This is a genomic window from Streptomyces sp. CY-1, from assembly GCF_047218265.1.
GTDB classification, from domain to species: domain Bacteria; phylum Actinomycetota; class Actinomycetes; order Streptomycetales; family Streptomycetaceae; genus Streptomyces; species Streptomyces niphimycinicus.
Genome location: NZ_CP178393.1, coordinates 7,362,138 through 7,387,977, shown reverse-complemented (window position 1 = coordinate 7,387,977; position 25,840 = coordinate 7,362,138). Strand labels below are relative to the sequence as shown.

At 70.7% G+C, this 25,840-nt stretch carries 22 protein-coding genes; 9 read left to right on the top strand and 13 right to left on the bottom strand.

Annotated features, from left to right (window positions below):
• Positions 1-70: 70 nt before the first annotated feature.
• On the bottom strand, positions 71-640 hold the full coding sequence (locus ACK1X7_RS31865) for a MarR family winged helix-turn-helix transcriptional regulator (RefSeq protein WP_385137907.1): 570 nt from the start codon (positions 638-640) through the stop codon (positions 71-73).
• 207 nt (positions 641-847) lie between these two features.
• Here ACK1X7_RS31865 and ACK1X7_RS31860 point away from each other — a divergent pair, with 207 nt between their 5' ends.
• Positions 848-1,696, top strand: coding sequence for a lysozyme (locus ACK1X7_RS31860; protein WP_390792014.1), 849 nt, complete (start codon positions 848-850; stop codon positions 1,694-1,696).
• Positions 1,697-1,810: 114 nt separating this feature from the next.
• Positions 1,811-2,389, top strand: a complete 579-nt coding sequence (locus tag ACK1X7_RS31855; protein WP_390792015.1) for a TetR/AcrR family transcriptional regulator — start codon at positions 1,811-1,813, stop codon at positions 2,387-2,389.
• Between the two features lie 133 nt (positions 2,390-2,522).
• On the opposite strand, the gene ACK1X7_RS31850 is transcribed toward ACK1X7_RS31855, so the two are convergent.
• From ACK1X7_RS31850 to ACK1X7_RS31830, 5 genes are all read right to left on the bottom strand, one after another.
• On the bottom strand, positions 2,523-3,077 hold the full coding sequence (locus ACK1X7_RS31850; RefSeq protein WP_390792016.1) for an NAD(P)H-dependent oxidoreductase: 555 nt from the start codon (positions 3,075-3,077) through the stop codon (positions 2,523-2,525).
• A gap of 106 nt (positions 3,078-3,183) precedes the next feature.
• Positions 3,184-3,789, bottom strand: a complete 606-nt coding sequence (locus ACK1X7_RS31845) for a short chain dehydrogenase (RefSeq protein ID WP_390792017.1) — start codon at positions 3,787-3,789, stop codon at positions 3,184-3,186.
• Positions 3,790-3,856: 67 nt separating this feature from the next.
• Positions 3,857-4,444 (bottom strand): Uma2 family endonuclease, encoded by a 588-nt coding sequence (locus tag ACK1X7_RS31840; RefSeq protein WP_390792018.1) that lies wholly within the window; start codon positions 4,442-4,444, stop codon positions 3,857-3,859.
• A 136-nt stretch (positions 4,445-4,580) separates the two neighbouring features.
• Positions 4,581-6,998 carry an endopeptidase La gene (gene lon, locus ACK1X7_RS31835; protein WP_385137920.1) on the bottom strand — a complete coding sequence of 806 codons (2,418 nt, stop codon included), beginning with the start codon at positions 6,996-6,998 and terminating at the stop codon, positions 4,581-4,583.
• A gap of 74 nt (positions 6,999-7,072) precedes the next feature.
• Entirely contained in the window at positions 7,073-7,792 is a 720-nt protein-coding gene (locus ACK1X7_RS31830; protein WP_385137922.1) for a rhomboid-like protein, read from the bottom strand.
• 562 nt (positions 7,793-8,354) lie between these two features.
• On the opposite strand from ACK1X7_RS31830, the gene ACK1X7_RS31825 reads away from it, so the two are divergent.
• The 5 genes from ACK1X7_RS31825 to ACK1X7_RS31805 all read left to right on the top strand — a co-directional run bounded on the left by ACK1X7_RS31825 (position 8,355) and on the right by ACK1X7_RS31805 (position 16,816).
• A complete protein-coding gene (locus tag ACK1X7_RS31825) occupies positions 8,355-9,131 on the top strand; it encodes a spermidine synthase (protein WP_413115986.1) in 777 nt (258 codons plus the stop codon).
• 104 nt (positions 9,132-9,235) lie between these two features.
• Complete coding sequence (locus ACK1X7_RS31820) at positions 9,236-9,976, top strand: response regulator transcription factor (RefSeq protein ID WP_014054863.1); 741 nt, start codon at positions 9,236-9,238, stop codon at positions 9,974-9,976.
• Between the two features lie 107 nt (positions 9,977-10,083).
• Complete coding sequence (locus tag ACK1X7_RS31815; RefSeq protein ID WP_385137932.1) at positions 10,084-11,250, top strand: sensor histidine kinase; 1,167 nt, start codon at positions 10,084-10,086, stop codon at positions 11,248-11,250.
• A gap of 247 nt (positions 11,251-11,497) precedes the next feature.
• Positions 11,498-15,343, top strand: a complete 3,846-nt coding sequence (locus ACK1X7_RS31810; protein WP_413115985.1) for a multifunctional oxoglutarate decarboxylase/oxoglutarate dehydrogenase thiamine pyrophosphate-binding subunit/dihydrolipoyllysine-residue succinyltransferase subunit — start codon at positions 11,498-11,500, stop codon at positions 15,341-15,343.
• Positions 15,344-15,637: 294 nt separating this feature from the next.
• Positions 15,638-16,816: an RNA-guided endonuclease InsQ/TnpB family protein gene (locus ACK1X7_RS31805; RefSeq protein ID WP_413115984.1), complete on the top strand. Its 1,179-nt coding sequence runs from the start codon at positions 15,638-15,640 to the stop codon at positions 16,814-16,816.
• 221 nt (positions 16,817-17,037) lie between these two features.
• On the opposite strand, the gene ACK1X7_RS31800 is transcribed toward ACK1X7_RS31805, so the two are convergent.
• Positions 17,038-17,418, bottom strand: a complete 381-nt coding sequence (locus tag ACK1X7_RS31800; RefSeq protein WP_385154315.1) for a MerR family transcriptional regulator — start codon at positions 17,416-17,418, stop codon at positions 17,038-17,040.
• A gap of 322 nt (positions 17,419-17,740) precedes the next feature.
• Positions 17,741-18,511: an SDR family NAD(P)-dependent oxidoreductase gene (locus ACK1X7_RS31795; RefSeq protein ID WP_413115983.1), complete on the bottom strand. Its 771-nt coding sequence runs from the start codon at positions 18,509-18,511 to the stop codon at positions 17,741-17,743.
• Between the two features lie 126 nt (positions 18,512-18,637).
• Here ACK1X7_RS31795 and ACK1X7_RS31790 point away from each other — a divergent pair, with 126 nt between their 5' ends.
• The gene (locus ACK1X7_RS31790; RefSeq protein ID WP_078643568.1) at positions 18,638-18,820 is read left to right on the top strand and encodes a DUF6104 family protein; all 183 of its coding nucleotides are present in this window, start codon (positions 18,638-18,640) and stop codon (positions 18,818-18,820) included.
• Positions 18,821-18,915: 95 nt separating this feature from the next.
• Here the strand turns inward: ACK1X7_RS31790 and ACK1X7_RS31785 are convergent, their stop codons facing one another.
• Positions 18,916-19,731, bottom strand: coding sequence for an AfsR/SARP family transcriptional regulator (locus ACK1X7_RS31785; RefSeq protein ID WP_382959649.1), 816 nt, complete (start codon positions 19,729-19,731; stop codon positions 18,916-18,918).
• Positions 19,732-19,753: 22 nt separating this feature from the next.
• Positions 19,754-20,452: a TetR/AcrR family transcriptional regulator gene (locus ACK1X7_RS31780; RefSeq protein ID WP_385154308.1), complete on the bottom strand. Its 699-nt coding sequence runs from the start codon at positions 20,450-20,452 to the stop codon at positions 19,754-19,756.
• A gap of 149 nt (positions 20,453-20,601) precedes the next feature.
• On the opposite strand from ACK1X7_RS31780, the gene ACK1X7_RS31775 reads away from it, so the two are divergent.
• Positions 20,602-21,222: a malonic semialdehyde reductase gene (locus ACK1X7_RS31775; RefSeq protein ID WP_385154305.1), complete on the top strand. Its 621-nt coding sequence runs from the start codon at positions 20,602-20,604 to the stop codon at positions 21,220-21,222.
• An 81-nt stretch (positions 21,223-21,303) separates the two neighbouring features.
• Here the strand turns inward: ACK1X7_RS31775 and ACK1X7_RS31770 are convergent, their stop codons facing one another.
• Genes ACK1X7_RS31770 through ACK1X7_RS31760 form a run of 3 tightly spaced genes read right to left on the bottom strand, consistent with a single transcriptional unit; the run spans position 21,304 to position 25,567 of the window.
• On the bottom strand, positions 21,304-21,702 hold the full coding sequence (locus ACK1X7_RS31770) for a nuclear transport factor 2 family protein (RefSeq protein ID WP_211123683.1): 399 nt from the start codon (positions 21,700-21,702) through the stop codon (positions 21,304-21,306).
• A gap of 15 nt (positions 21,703-21,717) precedes the next feature.
• The gene (locus ACK1X7_RS31765; RefSeq protein ID WP_385154302.1) at positions 21,718-22,662 is read right to left on the bottom strand and encodes an NAD-dependent epimerase/dehydratase family protein; all 945 of its coding nucleotides are present in this window, start codon (positions 22,660-22,662) and stop codon (positions 21,718-21,720) included.
• Between the two features lie 55 nt (positions 22,663-22,717).
• Positions 22,718-25,567 (bottom strand): AMP-binding protein, encoded by a 2,850-nt coding sequence (locus tag ACK1X7_RS31760; protein WP_413115982.1) that lies wholly within the window; start codon positions 25,565-25,567, stop codon positions 22,718-22,720.
• Positions 25,568-25,840: the final 273 nt, after the last annotated feature.

The following is a 25,840-nucleotide window of genomic DNA, read 5'->3' as shown; positions in this document are numbered from 1 at the left end:
GGGTAGCGCGGTTGCCACGCCCGCGTCGCCGGATGCGCGGGGGTCGCCGATCCTGGCGGGTATGAGCGCCTTACTCCTGCGCCGCCCGCGCCGCGTGACCGGGTTCCCCGGCCTCCTGCGCCGCCCGCGCCGCCTGACCGGGGTCCTCGGCCTCCTGCTCCGCGTTCAACCGGTGCAGCAGTCTGGCGAGTTCGGCGACCTCGTTGCGCTCCCACGCGGCGAGGCGGCGGGCGTACCGCGCCCGCCGGGCGACCCGTACCGCGCTGAAGCGACTGCGGCCCTCTTCGGTCAACTCCACCAGGAAGGCCCGGCCGTCCGCCGGATCGGGCGTCCGAGTCACCAGGCCGAGCCCCTCAAGGGCGCGGAGCTGACGGCTCATCGTGGCCTTTCCGACGCCCACGAAGCCCGCGAGGTCGGTGGCGCGCTGCGGACCCGCGTCCTCCAGCCGCATCAGCAGCCCATAGGCGGCGGATTCGAGCTCCGGGTGGACCTCCCGGGCCAATTCCCCCGAAGCGGCACGGGCTCTGCGGAGGAAAACCGCCAATTCGCGCTCCAGAGCCAGGAATGCATGGTCCACACCAATGCCGCCCACGGTGCCACCCGCGCCCTGCTCGGGTGGCAATGCCCCGTTGTTGTGCACGTCAGAGCCCTCTCCGGGTTTTCACTTCGTGAAAGTTTCTACCACGCGCGGTTGTTACCGCAGCTCCACCAGTATTTCGCAGGATTAGACCAACGGCATCACACCCTCCCCCTTCCGCCGACCTATCTACGCCCGTAGCGTCCCTCCTGACATGGTCATACCAATCGGACGTCCTTCTCCCCCCACCGAGGCTTCGGAGGCAACGCCATGCTCGTGCACAGACCTGGTTCGGTCCGACGCGCCCTCAGCGCGCTGATCGGAATCCTCGCCGCTCTCCTCGCCGTGACCATCGCACTGCCCGGTACGGCCTTCGCCGCGCAGGGCCGGGGCGACAAGGCCATCCCCCACCCCGAGGACGACTGGGCGGGTTCGCAGATACTCAAGCACGAGGGCGGATCCACGGCCGGCGAGGCGCCCACGGGGCTGCTCGCCACCGTCGAGGGCGTGGACGTCAGCAGCCACCAGGGCAATGTCAACTGGGCGACGCTGTGGAGCAGCGGGGTCCGGTTCGCCTACGTCAAGGCCACCGAGGGCACGAGCTACACCAACCCGAACTTCGCCCAGCAGTACAACGGCTCGTACAACGTCGGCATGATCCGCGGCGCGTACCACTTCGCCCTGCCGAACAACTCGACCGGCGCCGCGCAGGCCAACTACTTCGTGGACCACGGCGGCGGCTGGTCCAAGGACGGCAAGACGCTGCCGGGCGCGCTCGACATGGAGTACAACCCCTACGGCGCGAGCTGCTACGGGCTGAGCGCCGGCGCGATGGTCAACTGGATCAAGTCCTTCAACAGCACCTACAAGGCGCGCACCGGCCGCGACCCGGTGATCTACACCTCCACGAGCTGGTGGAAGAGCTGCACGGGCAACTCCGCCGCCTTCGGTGGCGTCAACCCCCTGTGGATTCCGCGCTACGGCTCGTCCGTCGGCGAGCTTCCGGCGGGCTGGGGCTTCCACACCATCTGGCAGTACACCTCGTCCGGCCCGACGGTCGGCGACCACAACAAGTTCAACGGCGCCATGGACCGGCTCCAGGCGCTCGCCAACGGCTGAGCCCGCGCCTCCTCACCCCCCACATCCGGCGCGTCCGCCCTCCGGTGTACGGACAGGTCTGTCTGTACGCTGGAGGGCGTCGGTCGTCCTACGGCCAAGCCAAGGAGCATGATCATGAGCACCGTCCGCCCCTCCGCCCATGAGCGGATCCTGTCCACCGCGACCGCGCTGTTCAACGCCCATGGGGTGCGCGGCGTCGGCGTGGACCGGATCATCGCCGAGTCGGGTGTGGCGAAGGCGACGCTCTACTCCCACTTCCGCACCAAGGACGATCTGGTCCTGGCCTATCTGCACCGGTCGGACCAGCACTGGCGCGGGTCGCTGCGGCAGGCCGCCGAGGCGGCCGGCGCCGATCCCCGGGACCGTCTCGTCGGAGTCTTCGACGCGCTGATCGCGACGACCGAGCGGGACGGTTTCCGCGGCTGCGCGTTCACCAGGACCGCGGGCGAGACCGAGCCGGGCACCGCCACGCACGCCGTGACCGCCGAGCACAAGCGCGCCATACGGACCTGGCTGACCGAGCTGGCCCGGGAGGCCGGGGCCGCCGACCCCGAGCGGCTCGGCCTACAGATCTCCGTGCTCGTGGACGGGACGATGGCCGCGGCCGCGCTGGAGCCGAGGCCGGAGTTCGCGGAGGCGGCCCAGGACGCGGCGCGGTCGCTGGTCGCGGAGGCGTGCCCGGCGCGGGTGTAGCGCTCGCAGCCTTCGTACGCGGCGTCCGGCTCTCGTCCGTACGCGAAGGGCCCGGCCGCACCCATGAGGTGCGGCCGGCCCTTTACCGTGTCGCGCGGCTCAGGCGTGGCGCATGGCTCAGGCGTGACGCGACTCAGACGGCGGTCAGCTCGTGCTCCCGTATCACGCCGGAGGCCAGCAGCTCGCGATAGCGGTCCTGGTACACGGCGAGCTGGGCGTCGTCGAGCGTATGGGAGCCGTGCACGATGAGCGGCTCCTCGTAACGCATCCCGGTGATGTGGGCGGTGGCGTCGAAGGGCTTGAGCAGCTCGACGACCGGGAAGCGGTGGAACCCGTCCGGCCGGTACTGCTCCTCGGCGGCGCCCGTCGAGGTGGCCAGCAGCAGCGACTTGCCGCGCAGCGAGGTGCCGCCGGTGCCGTAGGCGAAGCCGCGCAGGAACACCTCGTCCTGCCACTTCTTCAGCAGCGGCGGCACCGAATACCAGTAGAAGGGGAACTGGAGCACGATCCGGTCGTGCTCCAGCAGCAGCCGCTGCTCGCGCTCGACATCGATCCGCAGATCGGGATAGGCGGCGTAGAGGTCATGGAAGGTGACCCCGTCCACCGGCCGGGCCGCCTCGGCGAGCGCGGCGTTGATACGGGACGCGGCGAGGTTGGGGTGGGCGAGGACGAGCAGGGTGCGCGGCACGGATCCCTCCGGAATGACGAGCGTGAACAGACAGGTCTGTCTGTTCGCTGGTGAAGCTACCAGACAGACCTGTCTGGCTGCCAACAGATCCGGCCTCGGGCCCGGGTCAGCCGCGACCGGGCACGATCACCTGCCCCTGCGCCGCCCCCTCGACGACCTGCGCATACGCCTGGGCCACGGTTTCCACCGGGGTCCCCTCCGCGGGGTCCATGCCCAGCTTCTCCAGGGTTTCCCGCACCCATCCCGGGCAGATCGCGTTCACCCGCAGCCCGCGCTCCGTCTCGATCGCGGCGGCCCGGACGAAGGCGTCGAGCCCGGCGTTCACCAGCGCGCCGAAGGCCCCGCCGGGGGTGGGCTTCTCGAAGACCCCGCTGGTGAGGGTGATGGACCCGCCGTCGCGGAGGTGGTGGAGGGCCCGGCGCACGAGGGCGACCTGGCCCAGCAGCTTGGCGTCCAGACCGGTGGTGAACTCCTCGTCCGAGGCGTCCCCGCCGAGCGGGGTGAGCGCGCCGGAGGCCGCGCAGCAGACGACGGCGTCGACGTCCTGGACGGTCGCGAAGAGGTGGTCGAGGGTGGCGGGGTCGGCCATGTCGACGCGCACGGCGCCGGCGGCGCCGGTGCGGGAGGCCCGTACGACCTCATGCCGGCCTTCGAGGGCGTCCGCCACGGCCCGCCCGATGGTTCCTGTCGCTCCGATCACGATGACCTTCATGCGGTCAGCGTGCCGGAGCGCGGGGCGCGCCGCCTGGCCCTGTGGGAACCAGGCAGCGGGGGGCGGGTCAGTCGCGGGGGAACTCGTCGGTCTTGAGCGTCAGGTCGACGACGGTGTTCGTCAGATCCACCTCACCGCCGAAGGGCACCGTTCGTTCGTTGATGTAGGCGCCGTCCTTGGGCTCGGTGAACAGGTGGCACCTGCCGGTGTAGGGGTCAATGATCAGATAGACGGGAACCTCGGCAGTGGCGTATGCCGACTTCTTGGGGCCGTAATCATTGGCACCCGTGCGCTTTGAGATCACCTCGGCCACGAACTCGACGTCCTGATGACGCCACTGGCCCTTGGAGTTCTTGACAGCTCCCTCGGCGATCAGCGTGACATCGGTCGCGAAGCCGTTGAGGTAGCCGGGATAGTCGATGCGGACATCCGACTTGACCCGCTTGCGCGCGTACTGTGTCCGCAGTTGCTCGACGACGTCCAAAGTGATGTCCCAGGTGTCCCGCTGCGGCGACATGAAGATGTTCCCCTCGACAATCTCAACCTTGATTCCCTCGGGGACGGGCATCTTCTCGAGCGCCTCGAACATCGCGTCCAAGGTGAGTTCGTCGCTGCTGTCGGCCATCTCGATCCTGTCAATCGCCATGACGGTCATCGTGCCGCTCCTCCCCGCCGCAGGCACAGAAACCGCGACCGGTCAGTCCAACGATACGCAGGGCCGACAGGTCACGCGTGGCCCGGAATCCCGTTCGATACGGGATCCCGGGCCACTGCGCCACCGGCAGCGTCCGTCACGCCGCTGCCGGAACCTCGGGGGCGGCCGTCCGGGCGGGTTCGAGGGCCAGCTCCAGGACTCGGCGGACATCCGAGACCGGGTGGACGTCGAGCTTGTCCAGGACCTCGGCGGGGACGTCGTCCAGGTCGGGCTCGTTGCGCTTGGGGATGATCACGGTGGTCACCCCGGCCCGGTGCGCCGCCAGCAGCTTCTGCTTGACGCCGCCGATGGGCAGCACCCGCCCGGTCAGCGAGACCTCACCCGTCATCGCCACGTCCGGGCGCACCTGGCGGCCGGAGAGCAGCGAGGCCAGGGCGGTGGTCATGGTGATGCCCGCGCTCGGGCCGTCCTTGGGGACCGCGCCCGCCGGGACGTGCAGGTGGACGCCGCGCTCCTTCAGGTCGCCGACCGGCAGCTCCAGTTCCGCGCCGCGGGAGCGCAGGAAGGAGAGCGCGATCTGGGCGGACTCCTTCATGACGTCGCCGAGCTGCCCGGTGAGGTTCAGCCCCGCGCCGCCCGTCTCCGGGTCGGCCAGCGACGCCTCCACGAACAGCACGTCACCGCCCGCGCCCGTGACCGCGAGCCCGGTCGCCACGCCGGGGACGGCGGTGCGGCGCTCGGCCGGGTCCTGGGCGGACTCGGGGGTGTGGTGCGGCCGGCCGATCAGCGGGCGCAGCTCCGCCACATCGACGGTGAAGGGGAGTTCGCGCTCGCCGAGTTCGTGCTGGGCCGCGACCTTGCGCAGCAGCCGGGCGATGGAGCGCTCCAGGGTCCGTACGCCCGCCTCGCGGGTGTACTCGCCCGCCAGCTTGCGCAGCGCCTCGTCCGCCACCGTGACCTCGCCCGGCTCCAGACCGGCCCGCTCCAACTGCCGGGGCAGCAGGTGGTCACGGGCGATGGTGACCTTCTCGTCCTCGGTGTAGCCGTCCAGGCGCACCAGTTCCATGCGGTCCAGGAGGGCTTCCGGGATGGCCTCCAGGACGTTGGCGGTGGCGAGGAAGACCACGTCGCTCAGGTCGAGTTCGACCTCCAGGTAGTGGTCGCGGAAGGTGTGGTTCTGGGCCGGGTCCAGGACCTCAAGCAGGGCCGCGGCCGGGTCGCCGCGGAAGTCGGAGCCCACCTTGTCGATCTCGTCCAGGAGGACGACGGGGTTCATGGAGCCCGCCTCCTTGATGGCCCGGACGACGCGGCCGGGCAGCGCGCCCACGTAGGTGCGCCGGTGGCCGCGGATCTCCGCCTCGTCGCGGACGCCGCCGAGCGCGACCCGGACGAACTTGCGCCCCATCGCGCGGGCGACGCTCTCGCCCAGGCTGGTCTTGCCGACGCCGGGCGGGCCCACCAGGGCGAGCACCGCGCCGCCGCGGCGGCCGCCGACGACGCCCAGGCCCCGGTCGGCGCGGCGCTTGCGCACCGCCAGGTACTCGGTGATCCGCTCCTTGACGTCCTCCAGGCCCGCGTGGTCGGCGTCGAGCACGGCCTTGGCGCCCTGGATGTCGTACGCGTCCTCGGTGCGCTCGTTCCAGGGCAGCTCCAGGACGGTGTCCAGCCAGGTGCGGATCCAACTGCCCTCGGGGCTCTGGTCGCTGGACCGCTCCAGCTTGTCGACCTCCTTGAGGGCCGCCTCGCGCACCTTGTCCGGCAGCTCTGCGGACTCGACCCGGGCCCGGTAGTCGCCGGACTCGTCCTCAGGGTCGCCGTTCAGCTCGGCGAGCTCCTTACGGACGGCTTCGAGCTGGCGCCGCAGCAGGAATTCGCGCTGCTGCTTGTCGACGCCCTCCTGGACGTCCTTGGCGATCGACTCGGCGACGTCCTGCTCGGCGAGGTGGTCGCTCAGCCAGGTGACGGCGAGCTTCAGCCGGGCCACCGGGTCGGTGGTCTCCAGCAGCTCGACGCGCTGGGCCACGCTCAGGAAGGGCGAGTAGCCGGAGTTGTCGGCGAGCTGCGCGACATCGTCGATCTGCTCCACCCGGTCCACGACCTGCCAGGCGCCGCGCTTGCGCAGCCAGCTCGTGGCCAGCGCCTTGTATTCCTTGATCAGTTCGGTGACGGCACCGGGCAGCGGGTCGGGCACGATCTCCTCGACCGTGGTCCCCTCCACCCACAGGGCCGCCCCGGGCCCGGTGGTCCCGGCCCCGATGCGAACGCGGCGCACACCGCGGATCAGCGCGCCGGGGTCGCCGTCGGAGAGGCGGCCCACCTGCTCGATGGTGCCGAGCGTGCCGATGCCCGCGTAGGTGCCGTCGACGCGCGGCACCAGCAGCACCTTCGGCTTGCCGCTGCCGCTCCCACTGGAGCGTGCGGCGGCCTGGGCGGCCTCCACCGCGGCGCGTACCTCGGTATCGGAAAGGTCCAGCGGCACCACCATGCCGGGCAGCACGACCTCGTCGTCCAGAGGCAGTACGGGCAGGGTGAGCGGTGTGGACAGCGAAGCCATGATCTCCCCTTCGGCAGGCAACTTGAGTCGGTGAGACTCAAATAATCAATGCCCACTCAATGCACGGAGGGGCCTCAGGTGTTCCCGGACGCTCGTTCGCTGTGAGCGAAGCCGCTCTCGGCGGCGTCGCGGCTCTTCGAGGACGGCCGCCACCTGGCGTTTCGCCGGACGTACCGCCAGCAGACGACACCGATCAGCAGGGCGAGCCCATGCCCCCATTCGGTGAGCGGATCGAAGTCGACGAGGCTCCCGGCGACGAGCGCGAGGCCGATTCCGCCGAGCAGCGCCCAGCGCGGCCGGGGCATCAGCAGCCCGGCGAGCGCGGCGGCGCAGGCGATCAGGCCATAGCTGACCCCGTAGTCGAGGCGGCGCAGCGAGCTGTCCGGGAGATGCCCGACGGCGACGGAGGCGGCCACCGGGAGCTCGGTGAGCAGCGTCGCCAGCACATGGCCGAGCAGGAACACCCCGGCGGTCCGCACCCCGCCGATGCGCCGCTCCAGCGCGCCGAGCACCAGGGGGAAGACGACCAGGTAGGGCGAGGTGATCCCGCCCACCACCCACAACGCGCTGACCAGCAGGGTCAGCAGCGGGCGCTGGGAGAGGTGGGACACATCGGTGCTGGAGTCCGCGAGCAGATCGTGCACGGTGCCGGGGTCGCCGAGACGGGCGTAGAGCCCGGTGCAGAGGAGGACGAGCGTGTAGCCGAGGGTGAACGGCACGCGGATGAGCGTGCGCGGAAGCCTGGTGAGGAGCGGCGGGTCGCCGAGGCGCGGCAGCGCGCCCGGGCCCACCACGGTGGCAGCCGTAAGGCGCCCACGACCCGCGGTGGCAGCCGTAAGGCGCCCGCGACCCGCCGCGGCGACCGTAAGGCGCTCACGACCCGCCGCGGCCGCCGACCCCTGCGGCGTACTGGCCCCGACGGCGGCCGGCCCGGTACGCCCTGCCGCCCGCCGCCGACCGGCCGAGCCGACACACGGACGAGCCCTCCCGGCCACCCCTTGCCCACCGGGGGCATCGCCGTCCGCCGCCCGCGCGCCCGGGACGGCCGGAGGGCGCCCGGGAGCGGCCGGCGGAGACCCCGCCGACGCCCCTGCGGCATCCGCGTCGTCGGGCTCCGCGTCCGTCGTCCCCCGTATAGATGTCGTCAACGCCCGCGCCCCTTCCTCACTCCCTCTGCTCTCCGCATATCCGCCACGACGAGAACAACAACCCGGAGGCCGTGAGTCATGTCACCGTGGCGACGGCTGTGACGCGGGCGACGTCATGGCACCGGACCACCGGGGGAATCGGTTGGACCGGCGGGCGGGACCGGCGCGAGGATGGCGGCATCAGGACCACCCGGGAGGACCTCACCCCATGCCGCCGCGACCGCAGCCGCCGTACGACCTCCACCCCGCCGACGACGACCGGCCGGTGACCGTCGACCGCCGGGAGGGTCCGTACGGCGAGGTGGTACTGCGGCGGCGCGACGGCGGAGGGCCGGGCGACGCCGTCTTCGAGATCATCGCCAATGGGTGCTTCCTCATGGACACCTCCGACGGCCGCTCCGAGCGGCTGCTCATCCGCGCCGCGCTCGGCGCGCTGCCCGCCGACCGCCCCTCCCCCGCCCTGCTCATCGGTGGGCTCGGCGTCGGTTTTTCGCTGGTCGAGGCGGTGGCGGAGCCCCGGTGGGGGCGGATCGCGGTGGTCGAGCGGGAGGCGGCGGTGATCGACTGGCACCGCGATGGACCCCTGGCGGCCATGACCGCCGGGGCGCTGGCCGATCCGCGCGCCGAGATCGTCCACGCCGATCTGGTCGCCTGGCTGCGGACCGGCCCGCGGACCCCTCAGACAACGCAGACAACGCAGACACCCCAGCCCCCGCAGACCTATGACGCGCTGTGCCTGGACATCGACAACGGCCCCGACTGGACCGTCACCGAGGACAACGACGGTCTCTACTCCCCCGCCGGGCTCGCCGCCTGCGCGGCGCGCCTCGCGCCGGGCGGAGTGCTGGCCGTATGGTCGGCGCAGCCATCACCCGCATTCGAGGAATCTCTCCGTAATGCCGGGTTCACGCGGGTGCGTACGGAAGAGGTAACCGTTGCCCGGGGTGTTCCCGACGTCGTGCATCTCGCCGTTCGGGGCGCGTAGCAAAGCCGCGTACGCTGGCTTTACGCTTGCTTGCCTACCAAACGCGGCTGAGCGATGACCAGGCGCGAGCCGCGGGTTTCACCGGAAGACGCAGGGGCGGGCGTATGGAGCAGACTCACAACGGTCACAACGGGACCGCCACGACCACCCCTGGCGCACAGCGCCGGGTCCTCGTCGTCGAGGACGATCCGACCATAGTGGACGCCATCGCGGCCCGGCTGCGTGCCGAGGGGTTCCAGGTCCAGACGGCGGGAGACGGTCCGGCGGCGGTCGACACGGCCGAGGCGTGGCAGCCCGATCTGCTGGTCCTCGACGTGATGCTGCCGGGCTTCGACGGTCTGGAGGTCTGCCGCCGGGTGCAGGCCCGCCGTCCGGTGCCGGTGCTGATGCTGACCGCCCGCGATGACGAGACCGACATGCTGGTGGGGCTCGGGGTCGGCGCCGACGACTACATGACCAAGCCGTTCTCCATGCGCGAACTGGCCGCGCGGGTGCATGTGCTGCTGCGGCGGGTGGAGCGGGCGGCGCTGGCCGCGCACACCCCGCGCAGCGGGATACTGCGCCTGGGCGAGCTGGAGATCGACCACGCCCAGCGCCGGGTGCGGGTGCGCGGCTCGGATGTGCATCTGACCCCGACCGAGTTCGATCTGCTGGTCTGTCTGGCCAACACCCCGCGCGCGGTGCTCTCGCGTGAGCAGTTGCTGGCCGAGGTGTGGGACTGGGCGGACGCCTCGGGCACCCGCACCGTGGACAGCCATATCAAGGCGCTGCGGCGGAAGATCGGCGCGGAGCGGATCCGTACGGTGCACGGCGTCGGCTACGCCCTGGAGACCCCGGCGGCATGAGGAAGGGCCGCTGGGCGCGCAGGGTTCCCAAGGTCTGGCGGATCCCCGGGGCCGGGGTGCCCAGGGGCTGGCGGATTCCCGGGGCCCGGGTTCCCAAGGTCTGCCGGATGTATGTCGACCCCAAGGGCCGGCGGGCGCTGTCCCGCGCCACCTGGGCCCGGATCTGGGAGGCGCTGCGGCCCTTCGACCCGTACCGCTCGGTCAAGGCGGCGCTGGGGGCGCTGGTCATCGGCTCGGTGATCATCACCACGTGGCTGGTCTTCGCGGCGGTGCACTCCGATACCGAGCTGCGCGTGATCACCATCTTCTCGATCATCGCCTCGCTGCTGATCACCCAGTTCGTGGCCCACGGGCTGACCGCCCCGCTGGACGAGATGACCGAGGTCACCCGGGCGATGGCGAACGGCGACTACACCCGGCGGGTCCGGGCGGCCCAGCGCCGGGACGAGTTCGGCGACCTGGCGACCGCGTTCAACCGGATGGCGGCCGACCTGGAGGCGGTGGACACCCACCGCAAGGAGTTGGTCGCCAATGTCTCGCATGAGCTGCGCACCCCCATCGCGGCCCTGCGCGCCGTGCTGGAGAACGTGGTGGACGGGGTCTCGGAGGCCGATCCGGAGACCATGCGGGTCGCGCTGCGGCAGACCCAGCGGCTGGGCCGCCTGGTGGATCAGCTTCTCGATCTCTCCCGCCTCGACAACGGGGTGGTGCCGCTGCACGTGCGGCGGTTCGAGGTCTGGCCATATTTGGCCGGAATCCTCAAGGAGGCGAGCATGGCCAAGGGCGCGGAGTCCCAGTCGGGCGCGCACACCCGTACGGACGTCCATCTCAATCTGGACGTCTCCCCGCCCGAGCTGACCGCCCACGCCGACGCCGAGCGGCTGCACCAGGTGATGGCGAACCTCATCGACAACGCGGTGAAGCACAGCCCGGCGCACGGCCGGGTGACCGTGCGCGCCCGGCGCGGTGCCGGCGGCCCGGAGAGCCTGGAGCTGGAGGTGCTGGACGAGGGCCCCGGCATCCCGGAGGCGGAGCGGCACCGGGTCTTCGAGCGGTTCAACCGGGGCGGGCTCTCCCCCGACAGCTCGGCGAACGGAAGCCGGCGCCGGCCGGGCCAGGTCAGCGACGGCGGCACCGGCCTGGGACTGGCGATCGCGCGCTGGGCGGTGGATCTGCACGGCGGGCGGATAGGCGTGGCGGAGTCCCCGCGGGGCTGCCGGATCCAGGTCAGCCTCCCCGGACCGGCACCGGAATCCAAACCGGCCACCCCCTGAGATCAAAGTTGAAGTAAAGTCACTCCTGTCGCGCACATACGAGCGGCAGGGGTGCACGTTTGCGCTGCCCCACGTGAGGAAACACACGAAACCCCGGGTGTTTCCCGGTGAGTCATGCGCTGAAACCCGCCAATCAATGTGACTTGCGCGACGATGACCAGTGCGGCCTGCACGTAAGGGTCCAAGGGGCGTAGCCTTAATTCCCGCTGTCCACCACCTTAGGAAGCGGAAGAGGGCGGTTGCCGCCGTGTCGCCACAGTCCCCCAACACCTCGAGCGTCTCGACCGATGAGCAGGACGGGCAGGGAAGTAACCCTGCCGCTGCCTTCGGCCCCAATGAGTGGCTCGTCGACGAGATCTACCAGCAGTACCTCCAGGACCCGAACTCGGTCGACCGAGCCTGGTGGGACTTCTTCGCCGACTACAAGCCGGGTCAGGACACCGGCTCCGCGGTGGTCAAGCCACCACAGGGAGTAGCGGCGAGCGCCGCCCCGGCGGCTCCGGCCCAGCCGGCGGAGGCCAAGCCCGCCGTCCCGGCCGCGAAGCCCGCCGAGGCCAAGCCCGCAGCGGCGGCCCCGGCCGCCCCGAAGCCCGCACCGGCGCAGCCCGCGGCCCCCGCCGCGAAGGCCGCCCCGGCGGCTCCGGCGGCCCCGGCCAAGCCCGCTCCGGTCAAGCCGACCCCGGCCGAGCCGACGGTCTCCAAGAAGGAGCCCGCCGCGCCGTCCGCCGGCCCCGAGCTGGTCACGCTGCGCGGCCCGTCCGCCGCCGTGGCGAAGAACATGAACGCGTCGCTGGAGCTGCCGACGGCCACCTCGGTCCGTGCGGTCCCGGTCAAGCTGCTGTTCGACAACCGCATCGTCATCAACAACCACCTCAAGCGCGCCCGTGGCGGCAAGGTGTCCTTCACGCACCTGATCGGCTACGCCATGGTGCAGGCGCTGAAGGCGATGCCCTCGATGAACCACTCGTTCACCGAGAAGGACGGCAAGCCGACCCTGGTCAAGCCCGAGCACATCAACCTCGGTCTCGCCATCGACCTGGTCAAGCCCAACGGTGACCGCCAGCTCGTCGTGGCCGCGATCAAGAAGGCCGAGACGCTCAACTTCTTCGAGTTCTGGCAGGCGTACGAGGACATCGTGCGCCGCGCCCGCTCGGGCAAGCTGACGATGGACGACTTCACCGGCGTCACGGCCTCCCTGACCAACCCCGGCGGCATCGGCACCGTCCACTCGGTGCCGCGGCTGATGCCCGGACAGGGCCTGATCGTCGGCGTCGGCGCGATGGAGTACCCCGCCGAGTTCCAGGGCACCTCCCAGGACACCCTGAACAAGCTGGGCATCGCCAAGGTCATGACGCTGACCAGCACCTATGACCACCGGGTGATCCAGGGCGCCGCCTCCGGCGAGTTCCTGCGGATCATGAACCAGTTGCTGCTCGGCGAGAACGACTTCTTCGACGAGATCTTCAAGGCGCTGCGCATCCCCTACGAGCCGGTCCGCTGGCTCAAGGACATCGACGTCAGCCACGACGACGATGTCACCAAGGCGGCGCGGGTCTTCGATCTGATCCACTCCTACCGGGTCCGCGGCCATGTCATGGCCGACACCGACCCGCTGGAGTACCGCCAGCGCAAGCACCCCGACCTGGACATCATCGAGCACGGGCTCACCCTGTGGGACCTGGAGCGCGAGTTCGCGGTCGGCGGCTTCGCGGGCAAGACCATGATGAAGCTGCGCGACATCCTGGGCGTGCTGCGCGACTCGTACTGCCGCACCACCGGCATCGAGTTCATGCACATCCAGGACCCCAAGCAGCGCAAGTGGATCCAGGACCGCGTCGAGCGCAGCCACGACAAGCCGGAGCGCGAGGAGCAGTTGCGCATCCTGCGGCGGCTCAACGCGGCCGAGGCGTTCGAAACCTTCCTCCAGACCAAGTACGTCGGCCAGAAGCGGTTCTCCCTGGAGGGCGGCGAGTCCGTCATCCCGCTGCTGGACGCGGTGCTGGACGCGGCCGCCGAGTCGCGCCTGGACGAGGTCGTCGTGGGCATGGCCCACCGCGGCCGGCTCAACGTGCTGGCCAACATCGTCGGCAAGTCGTACGCGCAGATCTTCCGCGAGTTCGAGGGCAACCTCGACCCGAAGTCCATGCACGGCTCCGGCGACGTCAAGTACCACCTGGGCGCCGAGGGCACCTTCACCGGCCTGGACGGCGAGCAGATCAAGGTCTCGCTGACCGCGAACCCCTCCCACCTGGAGGCCGTGGACCCGGTCCTGGAGGGCGTCGTCCGCGCCAAGCAGGACATCATCGGCAAGGCCGGCACCGACTTCACGGTGCTGCCCGTCGCCCTCCACGGCGACGCGGCCTTCGCGGGCCAGGGTGTGGTCGCCGAGACGCTGAACATGTCGCAGTTGCGCGGCTACCGCACCGGCGGCACCGTGCACATCGTGATCAACAACCAGGTCGGCTTCACCGCCGCCCCGGCCGCGTCCCGCTCCTCGATGTACGCCACGGACGTCGCGCGCATGATCGAGGCGCCGATCTTCCATGTGAACGGTGACGACCCGGAGGCCGTCGTGCGCGTCGCGCGGCTCGCCTTCGAGTTCCGCCAGGCGTTCAACAAGGACGTGGTCATCGACCTGATCTGCTACCGCCGCCGCGGCCACAACGAGACCGACAACCCCGGTTTCACCCAGCCGCTGATGTACGACCTGATCGACAAGAAGCGCTCGGTGCGCAAGCTCTACACCGAGTCGCTGATCGGGCGCGGCGACATCACCCTGGAAGAGGCCGAGCAGGCGCTTCAGGACTTCCAGGGCCAGTTGGAGAAGGTCTTCACCGAGGTCCGCGACGCGGTCTCGGCCCCGGCCCCGGCCGAGGTCCCCGAGCCGCAGGCGGAGTTCCCGGTCACGGTCCAGACGGCCGTCTCCCAGGAGGTCGTCAAGCGGATCGCCGAGTCCCAGGTCAACACCCCCGACCGGATCACCGTCCACCCGCGGCTGTTCCCGCAGCTCCAGCGGCGCGCGGCGATGATCGAGGACGACTCGATCGACTGGGGCATGGGCGAGACCCTCGCCATCGGCTCGCTGCTGATGGAGGGCACCCCGGTCCGGCTCGCCGGCCAGGACTCCCGCCGCGGCACCTTCGGCCAGCGCCACGCGGTGCTGGTGGACCGCGAGACCGGCGACGACTACACCCCGCTGCTGTACCTCACCGAGGACCAGGCGCGGTACAACATCTACGACTCGCTGCTCAGCGAGTACGCGGCGATGGGCTTCGAGTACGGCTACTCGCTGGCCCGTCCGAACGCGCTGGTCATGTGGGAAGCGCAGTTCGGTGACTTCGTCAACGGCGCGCAGACCATCGTGGACGAGTTCATCTCCTCGGCCGAGCAGAAGTGGGGCCAGACCTCTGGTGTCACGCTGCTGCTGCCGCACGGTTACGAGGGCCAGGGGCCGGACCACTCGTCGGCCCGTATCGAGCGCTTCCTCCAGCTCTGCGCGCAGAACAACATGACGGTCGCCGCGCCGACGCTGCCGTCGAACTACTTCCACCTGCTGCGCTGGCAGGTCCACAACCCGCACCACAAGCCGCTGGTCGTCTTCACCCCGAAGTCGATGCTGCGTCTGAAGGCCGCGGCGTCGAAGACCGACGAGTTCCTGAGCGGCTCCTTCCGTCCGGTGATCGGCGACGAGACCGTCGACCCGGCCGGGGTGCGCAAGGTGGTCTTCTGCTCCGGCAAGGTCTACTACGACCTGGCCGCGGAGCGGGACAAGCGCGGTGCGAACGACACGGCGATCATCCGCCTGGAGCGGCTGTACCCGCTGCCGGGCAAGGAGCTCCAGGCCGAGATCGCCAAGTACTCGGGTGTGGAGAAGTTCGTGTGGGCGCAGGAGGAGCCGGCCAACCAGGGTGCCTGGCCGTTTGTCGCGCTCAACCTGATCGACCACCTGGAGCTGTCGGTCGGCGCGGACATCCCCCCCGCCGAGCGCCTGGTCCGGGTCTCCCGTCCGCACTCGTCCTCGCCCGCGGTGGGGTCGAACAAGCGGCACCAGTCGGAGCAGCAGGCGCTGGTGAACGAGGTCTTCGAGATCTGAGGCCCTCAGCCGATACGGAAGGCCCGGCCCCGCGAGCGACACGCGGGGCCGGGCCTTCCGGCGTTGATGGCGTTCGCCCAGCACATTGGCGGCGCCGCGGTTTCCCGGCCCAGCGCGCAGGCGTCCTCCCGCCGCTCCGCGCCCCGCTCCGGCACCGGCTCCCCGCCGACGGGGTCCGTCCTCCATGGGTCGCCCCCTCCCGGTACTGCTGCAACGCGGGCAGGCTGCCGCGCCGCCAGCCCCTCGGCGCCTTCACCGGCTTCGCCCACTTCTGGCGAGGCTGCCCCGGCGTTCATGCTGGGGAGGTATCACTTCCCGTCCCAGCGACGCGGAGCGTTACGGCTGCTGCCGACGCCCGAGCAGGCGTCCGCCCTGGAGGCGACCCTGCGCGCCTGTAACCGGGCCGCCGCCTACGCCTCGCAGGTTGCCTTCGCCCAGGAGCTCAAGGACCGCAACGGCCTGCAGGAGGAGGTGTACGCGGATCTGAAGGCGATGTTCGGGCTGTCGGCGCAGCCGGCGGTGCGGGCGGTGAAGAAGGTCGTCGACGCCTATGCGACGCTGAGGGCTAGCCTGCGGGCGGGGAACCTGGGCCCGCCCACGTCCAAGCGCTACCGGAAGGCCGTCGGCACCCCCATCGGCTTTCGCCCGGAGGCGGCCCAGCCGTTTGACGATCGCTGCCTGTCCTGGCAGTACGACGCACGTACAGTGTCGATCTGGACGGTGACCGGGCGGATGCGCGGCATCCGGTTCGCCTGCTCACCCGACCAGCTCAAGACGCTGGTCGCTCACCGCAAGGGCGAGAACGACCTGGTATGCCGGGACGGGAAATGGTTCCTGATCGCCACCTGCTACCTGCCCGACCCGGACGTGTACGAACCGGTCGACTGGATCGGAATCGACCGGGGCATCGTGAACCTCGCCACCACCTCCGACGGCACGAACTACCAGGGCCGACGCCTGTCCCGCTACCGGCGCTGGCAGGCCCGCAAACGCGCCGAACTCCAGGCCAGGCGGACCCGCTCGGCCACTCGCCGCCTCGCCCGTCGCGTACGCAAGGAGCACCGCCACGCCACTGGCGTGAACCATCGCATCAGCAAGGAGATCGTGTCCGTCGCGCAACGCACCGGGCGCGGCATCGCCGTCGAAGCACTCGGCGGGATCCGCGAGCGGGTACGGCCACGCTGCGACCAGCGGGGCGCCCTCTCCTCCTGGCCCTTCCACCAGCTTGGTCAGCACCTGGCCTACAAGGCTCGCAAGGCCGGGGTGCCCTTCCTTGAGGTAGACGCGGCCTACACTTCGCCGCGCTGTCCGCGCTGCGGGCACACCGAGCGGGCCAACCGGTCCGACCGGGACCATTTTCGCTGTCGTCGGTGCGGGCTCGCTGGCCCGGCCGATGTCGTCGCCGGGGTCAACGTACGCAATCGCGCGCGCTCGGCGTGGGTGTTTGTCACCGCACCCGCACCCTCCCTCTGACACTAACCGGGGGCTGGGTGGATGCGACCCGTGACCGTCCCGTCGTAGGGGGCAGTCGGGAGCGCGACGAGGTGCGAACGACCGAGCGTACAAGCTTGGCCGTTCACGGCCGAGAAGGTGACGAAAGAGGTCAACGATGCCGAACCGCCACCGCCCCGCCCTCCTCACCCTCACCGCCGCCGTGCTCTCCGGCGCCGTACGCGCGCTGGTGTCCTGGCTGCTCAGCCGGACGACGGAGTGACCGCGGCCCGGTCGCCCGAGGCGATGGCCAGCCGCTCGGCGAGTTCCGCGCGCACCCGCGCGAGGGTGGCGATCCGGTCGTCCAGCACGCTCAGGCGGCGGCGCCCGACGTTCAGCATGGCCTCGGAGGGGCGGCTGCCCGGCAGGTCGCCGTCCAGGCAGGCGCCGAAGTGCTCGATGTCCTCCAGCGTGAGCCCGGCGTCCAGCAGATAGCGGATGTTGGCCACCCGCTGGATCGCCTGCTCGTCGTAGATCCGGTAGCCGTTGACCGCGCGTGTGGAACTCAGCAGCCCTCGCTCCTCGTAGAAGCGCAGGGCCCGGGTGGTGGCACCGGTGGCCTTCGCCAACTCCCCTATCCGCATGCGGCGACACTACTCGCGGACGGGGTCCGGCTGTTCCTTCCCCTCCCCGCCCCTTCCCGCTGCCAGGTGCTCCGCCCCTGGACCCCGGGGGGGGCGACGGGCCGACCGCGATCGGCTCATGCGCCAGGGCCTCGACCGCGCCACCCGCGGCGCGGTGGACGAGCCGCCGGCCGGTGAACGGGCGGACGCCCGCGCCGTCCAAGTCGTCCGGCCGGGGTCTGGGTGGAGCCCCCCACGCGGCGGAGCCGCATATCGTCAGGTGTCGGGAAAGGGCGGGGAGGGGAGAAGCCCGCCGCAGGCGGCACGATCCGCCGGGCGCCTCCTAGCCCACCAGCGCCCCGCCGTCCACGGGCAGGACGACACCGGTGGTGTAGCCCGCCTCGGGCCTGGCGAGCTGGGTGATCCAGAAGGCGACCTCCTCCACCTGGCCGAGCCGCCGCAGCGGGACGTGCTCGATCAGGGTCGTCCGCAGGGCGTCGATCTGCTCGGTGTCGAGCCCCTGGTGCCGCCCGATCGAGGTGGCGATGGGGCCGGGGGCCACACCGGCCACGCGCACTCCGCGCGGGGCGAGTTGCACCGCCCAGCTCCGTGTCAGGGTGTCCAGGGCGGCCTTCAGCGCGGCGTACAGCTCGGTGCCGGGCATCGGCCAGCCGCGCTGGCCGATCGCCGTGCTGACGTTGATCACGACACCGGCGCTCTCGGTCAGATGCGGAACCGCGGCCTCGGTGAGGTACATCGGCGCGAGCAGGTTGACGGCGAGCATCTCGTCCACGGCTTCCCGGCGGATGTCCCCGAGCGGCGTCTGCCGGACCAGGGCGGCGTTGTTGACCAGCACGTCGATCCGGCCGAACGCCTCCAGCGCGGTGTTCACGATCAGTTCGGCGGCGCCGGGCGCCGAGACGTCGGCCACCAGCGGCCGGACGCCCGGCGCGTCGGCGGCCGTCTCGGCGAGCCGGGCCGCCGTCCGGCCGACCACCAGGACCTGGGCGCCCTGCTCGGCGAAGGTCCGCGCGGCGGCCCGCCCGATCCCCGTGCCCCCACCGGTGACGATCACCGCTGTGCCGTCGAAGTGCGCGGCTGTCATGTCTGTCATGCCAACGCACCGTAAACATTGACGCCCGCGTCAAGGTCAACTCCGGCGGCCCTCGGGTCGCTCACCGGGCCGCGGCGCCACATATCCTGGGCGGGTAGATCCACACCATCCCCACCGGAGTGACCCTTGTACTTCACCGATCGCGGTATCGAGGAGCTGGAGCAGCGACGCGGCACCGAGGAGGTCACCTTCGAGTGGCTCGCCGAGCAGCTCCGGACGTTCGTCGACCTGAACCCGGACTTCGAGGTTCCGGTGGAGCGGCTGGCCACCTGGCTGGCCCGGCTCGACGAGGAAGACGACGACGTCTGAGGGCGACGACGTCTGAGGGCGGCGAGGTCCTCCAGGGACGACGCCGTCTGAGCGCGTGTGACGTATAAGCCCGTCGCGGCCCTGGCGGCCGCTCCTCACGCCACCACCGGACCGCGCCCCGGCGCCCCCGCCTCGTGGTCCAGCCGGGGGTCGGAGACCAGCACCGCCTGCTGTAGCCGTTGCAGCTTCGCCGAGGGTTCCAGCCCCAGCTCCTCCGTCATCGCCATCCGCAGCCGCTGGTAGACCGTCAGGGCGCGGGTGCGCTGGCCGGAGCGGTGGAGAGCGAGCATGTACTGCCCGTGCATGCCCTCGTGGAAGCGGTGCTCCACGACCAGCGAGGCGAGGTCGCTCAGCACCTCCAGATGGCCGCCGAGCCGCAGCCGGGTCTCGATGCCGCGCTCGGTGACCGTGAGCCGGGACTGCTCCAGCCGGGCGACCTCCGCTTGCAGCGGGCGGCCGTGCGGGGTGACGTCGACCAGGGCCGGGCCCTGCCAGAGGGCCAGCGCGCGCCGGAAGGAGGTGTCCGCCGTCCGCTCGTCCCCGGCCTCCAGCGCGCCTTCGCCCTCGGCGACGAGGGCGCGGTACTCATGGACGTCGAGCTGGCCCGGGCCCACCACCATGGCGTAGCCCCCGGGCCGGGTCTGGAGCACATCCCGGGTGACGGCGGCCGACGGCATCCCCAGCCCCTCGGCGAGCAGCTTGCGCAGATGCAGGATGTACGTCTGGAGCGTGGTCAGCCCGGTGCGCGGCGGATGATCGCCCCACAGCTCGGCCATCAGCGACTGCACCGGCACCATCCGTCCGGCGTGGAGCAGCAGCAGGGACAGGACCTTGCGCGGCTTCATCGCGCTGGGCACCCCGGACCGGGCGCCGAGGCCGAGTGTCAGCGGTCCGAGCACGCTCACCCGCATGGGTGGCACCTCTCTTCGGGCTTCATGGGCGGTAGGCACGGACGAGCAGGTCGGCGGCGCTTTCGCAGACGGCCGCGGCCTGCGTGTCGGCGAGCGGGCAGGTGCCGTACATCGACTGGTAGAGGCCCTGCTGGACGATCAGGGCCACGAACTGGCGGGCGGCGGTGGCCGGTTCCGGCACGGTCAGCTCGCCGCGGGCGGTGCGCCGGCCGAGCAGCTCGGCGAGGTGGGTCACCAGTTGCTGGGGCTCTCCCTCGGCGCAGGCGGGGCGCAGCGAGGGGTGGCGGGCGACCTCGGCGATGACCAGGCGGCGCAGCGCGGAGGCCCGTTCGTCGAGGAGTACGGCGAGCACCCGGTGGCCGAAGTGGATCAGCGCGGTGCGGGCGTCGCCGTCGTCGTACGCCTCGCCGGGCTCGGTGCCGTCGGGTCCGGTGCCGTCCGGTCCGGGGGCGTCGGGGGAACCGGCGGCGAATCCTGCCGCGACCCGCTCCCGTTCCTCCTCGACGGCGGCGATGAACAGCCGTTCCTTGTCGCCGAAGTGGTTGTAGACGGTCTGCTTGGACACGCGGGCCTCGTCCGCGATGACGTCCACGCTCGCCCGGGTGTATCCCTCGCGCAGAAAGACGGCCACGGCCGCCTCCAATATCGCCTGCCGCTTGGCGGGCTGGGGGCCCGCGGGCCGTCCCGCGGCGCTGCGCCGGGGACCGCTGTCCGTCCGCAACGGCCCAACCTCCTCGCTCCGAGCCGGTCTTGCCCTCGATGGACGTGTGAGTCTAGCCTTCGTTCACTGCAATGGACTAGCCCGTCCAGTCCAATTAATTCATCGGCAGATCATGTCGTTTCCGCACCGCTTCACAAGGAGAGCCCCCCATGAGCGCACCGGAGAGCAGCGAGGCCCTGAGCCCTCTCACCCTGGCGCCGGAGGCGCAGCGGCAGTTGTTCCTGGAGGCCCGGACGGCCAACACGTTCACCGCCGAGCCGGTGACGGACGAGCAGGTCCGCGCGATCCACGAGCTGGTCAAGTACGCGCCCACCTCGATGAACCAGCAGCCGCTCCGGGTGGTCCTGGTGCGCTCGGAGGAGGCGCGCGCCCGGCTGGTGGGGCATATGACGGGGAGTAACCAGGAGAAGACGGCCAAGGCGCCGCTGGTCGCGGTGCTCGCCGCGGACCTGGACTTCCATGAGGAGCTGCCGCGGCTGGTGCCGTTCATGGAGAACCCGCAGCAGATCTTCGCCGACCCCGGTATGCGGGAGGCGTCGGCACGCTTCAACACCGCGCTTCAGGTGGGCTACTTCATCCTCGGCGTACGCGCCGCGGGGCTCGCCGCCGGGCCCATGATCGGCTTCGATCACGCGGCCGTCTCCAAGGAGTTCTTCGAGGACGGGCGGCACGCGGCGGTCTGTGTGGTCAACATCGGCAAGCCGGGTCCGGACGCCTGGATGGGCCGGCTGCCGCGCCTGGAGTACGAAGAGGTCGTCCGGACCGTCTGAGACCTCTCCCGGAAGAACGGCCGTCCGCTCCCGTGCCTTCTCGGCGCGGGAGCGGACGGCTGAGGAGCTTGCCGGTCTCGGTCAGCTCTCGATCAGTTCATGGAACGCCACGGTGTCGAAGATGTCCTCCATCCGCGCCGCCTTGCCGTCCCGCATCGTCCACGAGTGGACGAAGTCCAGCGTCACGGTCGTACCGCGGCGCGAGGTCACCTCACGGGTGCCGAACACCACGACCCGGTCGCCCTGTTCGATGAACTCCCTCGGCGCGAGCTTCATCCCGCCCAGCACGGTGGGCACATGGGCGAGGAACTCCTTGATCCCGGCATGGCCCAGCTTGGTGCCGCCGAGCCCGTACTTGGCCATCCCCTCCGGATGGACCCACTCCACATCGGGGTGCATGCCCGACAGGATTCCCTCGATGTCGCGGTCGCGGAATCCCGCGTAGGAGGCGCGAATGGCCTCGATATTCGCTGATGCCATGGTGGTCGCCACTCCTCAGACGGCGGGGTGCCGCGGCTCGGACGGAAGGTGCTCGGGGTGGAGCGCCTGGAGCGTACGCCGCACGCCCTCGCGCCACGGCACCCGGCAGGGCCCGGTGAGCTCGCGCCGCCGGGCGGGGTCGAATTGATAGGTCTCGCGGGTGACCTCGCTGGGCACGAGCCGCGCCCGCACCCCGGTGAGCTCCTCCAGATGACGCACGCAGTCGGTCATCCCGACCGCCTCGTCCCCGCCCCAGTTGACCAGCGTGGCCGGGGCCGAGGCGGCCTTCCACAGATGGGGGACATGGGCGACGAGATCGTCGGTGTGGAGGAGCGAGCACCAGTTCTGGCCCTCCATGGGCACCGGTATCGGCTCGCCCGCGAGCATCCGCTTGAAGTAGAGCATCGGCACTCCGCCGTAGCCGCCGGGGCCGTAGGCGATGTTGAGCCGGGCGATGGTCGTCGGCAGGTTGAGCACCTGGGCGAACGCCCGTACCGCGCCCTCGGCGGCGATCTTGCCCACCGGGTAGGCGGGCAGCCAGTCGGCCACTCCGTCGACGGGGTCGTCCTCCGTGTACGCGTGGTCGAGGGTCTGCCGCTTGTAGAGCGCTCCGGTGGAGACGAAGAGGAACGCCTCCGCCCGCCGGCAGTGGTTCATCAGCCGGCCGGTGGCCACCGAGTTGACCTCGATGGCCGCGTTGACATCGCCGTCCTCGCCGCGGCGCACCGCCGAGTGGAAGACATGGGTGAAGTCGTCCGGCAGCGCCTCGTACGCCGCCGCGTCCAGGTCGTTCATATCCCAGTGGAACGTGGTGATCCCCTGGTCGTTCAGCTCCTTCTCGACACCTGGGGTGCCGAACCGGCCGAGGCACCACACCTCATTGCGCTCGGCCAGCGCCTCGGCCACCGGCCGGGCGACCTGTCCGGTGCCCCCGGTGACCAGGATCTTCTTGCCTTCCACCCTGCTCTTCTCCTTGTGCCTGGCCCGGTCGGGCCTATGCCTGGCCCGCTCGGGCCTATGCCTGGCCCGCGGTCCGGGCCCGGTCGGCGTCGCCCAGCGCACGGTCGAGTTCCCTGCGCAGAACCGCCTGGAAGGCCGCGACATGCCGCGGGCCCATCAGTGTGTAGTGCTCACCGGGTACGTCCAGATACCGGTTCGGCTCCGTGGTGTGCTCGTCCCACCGGCGCAGCTCGTTCTCCAGCCAGTCCTCCTTGGTGCCGCGCAGCGGAATCGCGTAGAAGACCGTCATGGACCGGGTGGTGCCGCTGGGGTGGTAGTCGCGGCCCAGGGTGGTGAGGCCGTGGGCCAGCTCCGCCCAGGCGGTGAACGTGTCGAGGTCCAGGTCGAGTTCGTCCAGCCGGCCGGGCGGGGCGATCCGCAGCAGATGCGCGAGCTGCTCCTCGCGGGACAGGGGGCGCAGCTCGGCGGGGAGGTCGAGCGACTGCTTCTTGTTGATCAGGTCGAGGAAGAAGGCGAGGTTGGTCGCGGTCTCGATGAAGTCGAGTTCCTCCATGCGGTACTTGATATGCGGCGGAAGGTTGAAGCTGCCGACGAAGTCGACCCGCTCGCCCTGGGCCTCCAGCGCCTTGGCGATCTCGAAGGCCACGGCGCCGCCGTAGGAGTACCCGGCGACGGCGTAGGGGCCGTGCGGCTGGCGGGCGCGGATGGCCTCCACATAGCACTCCACCATCTCCTCGAAGCTGGTGAAGGGCTTCTCGTGCTCGTTGAAGCCACGGGCGCGCAGCGCGTAGAACGGCCGGTCGCCGACGAAGTACTTGGCGAGGTTGACGAAGACCAGCACCTCGCCGACGCCGGGGTGGACACAGAACAGCGGGGTCTTCCCGCCGCCGGTCTGGAGCGGTACGACCGGGTCGTACACGGCGTCGCCGGGCGTACCGCCGTCGCCGAGCCGGGCGGCGAGCTGCCGTACCGAGGGCGCCGTGAGCACCGTGATGACCGGCAGCTCCGCGACGCCGAGGCGCCGGTGGACCTGGCGGCGCAGCCGCAGGATGTCCAGCGAGGTGCCGCCGAGGTCGAAGAAGCTCGCGGTGGCGCTGATGCGCTCCGGGGCGGTGTCGAACATCTCGGCGTAGATCTCGGCCAGGACCCGCTCGGTCTCGCCCTCGGGCGGGGTGTGGCCGCCGAGCCGGCGAGTGGTCAGCTCCGCTACCCGCTCGATGACCTCGTCGAATCCGCCGGACTCCAGACGCTGGCGCATCCGCCGGCGCAGCGTCTTGCCGAGGCTGGTCTTGGGGAAGGCGTCCTTGGGCAGCGGCAGGATGAGGAAGGGCCGGAAGCCCCAGTGGATCACGACGGTGGAGCGCACCGCGGTGATCATGCGGTGCAGCCCGGCCTCGTCGTCCTCCGCCGGTTCGGGGCTGACGGCGATGACGAGCTGCTCGGTGTCGCTGCCGGGGCGGCGGGTCGGGAACGCCGCCACGAAGCCGCTCGCCACGTCGTCGAGCTGCTCCAGGGCGGCCTCTATCTCATGGCTGAAGTAGTTGACGCCATTGACGATGACGCTGTCCTTGCTGCGCCCGACGAGGGTCAGCCGGCCCTCGTCGATCCGGCCCAGATCACCGCTGCGGAACCAGCCGTCGGGGGTGAACGCCGCCTCGGTGGCCGCCTCGTCGTGGTAGTAGCCGGTGGTGATCATCGGCCCGCTGAGCTGGAGCTCGCCGATCTCGCCGGCGGGCAGCGCCCGGTGGTCGTCGTCGGCGACCCGGATCCGCAGCCCCTCGACGGGGGTGCCGAGGTTGGCGAACTCCTGGCCCACGTCGGTGACCGGGAACGCGCGGTTGTAGATCGATCCGGCACAGGTCTCGGTCATGCCGAAGGCGGGCCAGAGGGCTCCCGCCCGCAGTCCGTACGGAGCGTAATGGGCGAGGAATGCCTCACCGGTCGCGACGACATTCGCCTCACCGCCGCTGACGATATGGCGCAGCGCGCTGAGATCGAGCCCTTCACCGCCCGCCGATATCTCCTCCGCCATCTCATGGGCGGAGGAATTGAGCGGACCGAGGAGGAAATTCGGCGTAAAGGTCATCGTGACCTTGTGGCGGGAAATTATCCGAAGAAACCGCAGCGGCTCCTCGAGAATGACCGCGGCTTCCGCGTGCAATTGCTCGGCACCCACGTACAACGGCAGCATATGCGCTTCCAGAAGCGCGGCCACATGGTCGTAGGAAATCCAGTTGAAGGTGGTGTCGGCGGCGGTGAGCTGTTGTTTCCCCGCCTTTCCGGCCATCGACGCCAGGATATTTCCATGGGTGAGCGTGACCGCCTTGGAATTCCCGGTGGAGCCGGAGGTCAGCACCAGCAGGGCGAGGTCCTCCAGGGCCGCGGAGTGCACGGCGGGCGGCTGTCCGCGCTCGGCGCCGGAGGGGTCCGCGGCCTCGTCGCGCAGCTCCTCCACCACGGCCACCGCGAGTCCCGGCACCCCGGGCAGCTCGGCCCGCATCGCCTCGGTGGTCACCAGCAGGGGACCGTCCAACAGCCCGTTGACATGCGTGAGTTGGGCCGTCCAGCGAGCCGGGTCGCCGGAGATGGGCACCATCGGGCAGGGCACGAAGCCGCCCAGCAGACAGGCCCAGAGGACGGTCAGGAATTCCGGCTGACGGTCCAGCAGCAGGGCCACCGTGTCCCGTGGCCGCAATCCCCGGCCCCGGAGTGCGGAGAGGAGGTCGAGCGCCGATTCCAGAAGTTCCGGGTAGGACTGCCGCACGGATTCGCTCGCCGTGGGCCCGACCAGATAGCGCACTCCCGAATGGGCGTGGTCGCGCGCCGCCCGCAACAGCAACTGGGCAACCGAGTGCGGCTCCGGGCCTTCCTCTGGCGCCGAGGTATTCAAGGGTTGTGACGTCATTACCCCACGGCCCTCTTCCTTCCCGATTCTGAGGCCACGAAGGTAACAGCCCCGAACATTTGTCTCCATGACGCTCTACCAGCACTCTAGCGAGTCTCTAGCGGGGAATTTCCGGGGAGGAGGATTTTCTCGAAGAAGGGTGATCTGGTCCATCGGGAACGATGACTGCACCATGCATCTGTCACCGGCTCGCGCGATTGCACACAGGCGCGCGGACGCCCCGGAGTCGGCCACCGCCGGGCCGGGCGCCCCCTCTCGGGATGGATCCGGCCC

Excerpts from the sequence above, each read along its gene's own strand:
- ACK1X7_RS31860 (WP_390792014.1), top strand. The coding sequence starts at position 848 with ATGCTCGTGCACAGACCTGGTTCGGTCCGACGCGCCCTCAGCGCGCTG.
- ACK1X7_RS31855 (WP_390792015.1), top strand. The coding sequence starts at position 1,811 with ATGAGCACCGTCCGCCCCTCCGCCCATGAGCGGATCCTGTCCACCGCG.
- ACK1X7_RS31845 (WP_390792017.1), bottom strand. The coding sequence starts at position 3,789 with ATGAAGGTCATCGTGATCGGAGCGACAGGAACCATCGGGCGGGCCGTG.
- ACK1X7_RS31840 (WP_390792018.1), bottom strand. The coding sequence starts at position 4,444 with ATGACCGTCATGGCGATTGACAGGATCGAGATGGCCGACAGCAGCGAC.
- lon (WP_385137920.1), bottom strand. The coding sequence starts at position 6,998 with ATGGCTTCGCTGTCCACACCGCTCACCCTGCCCGTACTGCCTCTGGAC.
- ACK1X7_RS31825 (WP_413115986.1), top strand. The coding sequence starts at position 8,355 with ATGCCGCCGCGACCGCAGCCGCCGTACGACCTCCACCCCGCCGACGAC.
- ACK1X7_RS31820 (WP_014054863.1), top strand. The coding sequence starts at position 9,236 with ATGGAGCAGACTCACAACGGTCACAACGGGACCGCCACGACCACCCCT.
- ACK1X7_RS31815 (WP_385137932.1), top strand. The coding sequence starts at position 10,084 with ATGTATGTCGACCCCAAGGGCCGGCGGGCGCTGTCCCGCGCCACCTGG.
- ACK1X7_RS31805 (WP_413115984.1), top strand. The coding sequence starts at position 15,638 with ATGCTGGGGAGGTATCACTTCCCGTCCCAGCGACGCGGAGCGTTACGG.
- ACK1X7_RS31800 (WP_385154315.1), bottom strand. The coding sequence starts at position 17,418 with ATGCGGATAGGGGAGTTGGCGAAGGCCACCGGTGCCACCACCCGGGCC.
- ACK1X7_RS31795 (WP_413115983.1), bottom strand. The coding sequence starts at position 18,511 with ATGACAGACATGACAGCCGCGCACTTCGACGGCACAGCGGTGATCGTC.
- ACK1X7_RS31785 (WP_382959649.1), bottom strand. The coding sequence starts at position 19,731 with ATGCGGGTGAGCGTGCTCGGACCGCTGACACTCGGCCTCGGCGCCCGG.
- ACK1X7_RS31775 (WP_385154305.1), top strand. The coding sequence starts at position 20,602 with ATGAGCGCACCGGAGAGCAGCGAGGCCCTGAGCCCTCTCACCCTGGCG.
- ACK1X7_RS31770 (WP_211123683.1), bottom strand. The coding sequence starts at position 21,702 with ATGGCATCAGCGAATATCGAGGCCATTCGCGCCTCCTACGCGGGATTC.
- ACK1X7_RS31760 (WP_413115982.1), bottom strand. The coding sequence starts at position 25,567 with ATGACGTCACAACCCTTGAATACCTCGGCGCCAGAGGAAGGCCCGGAG.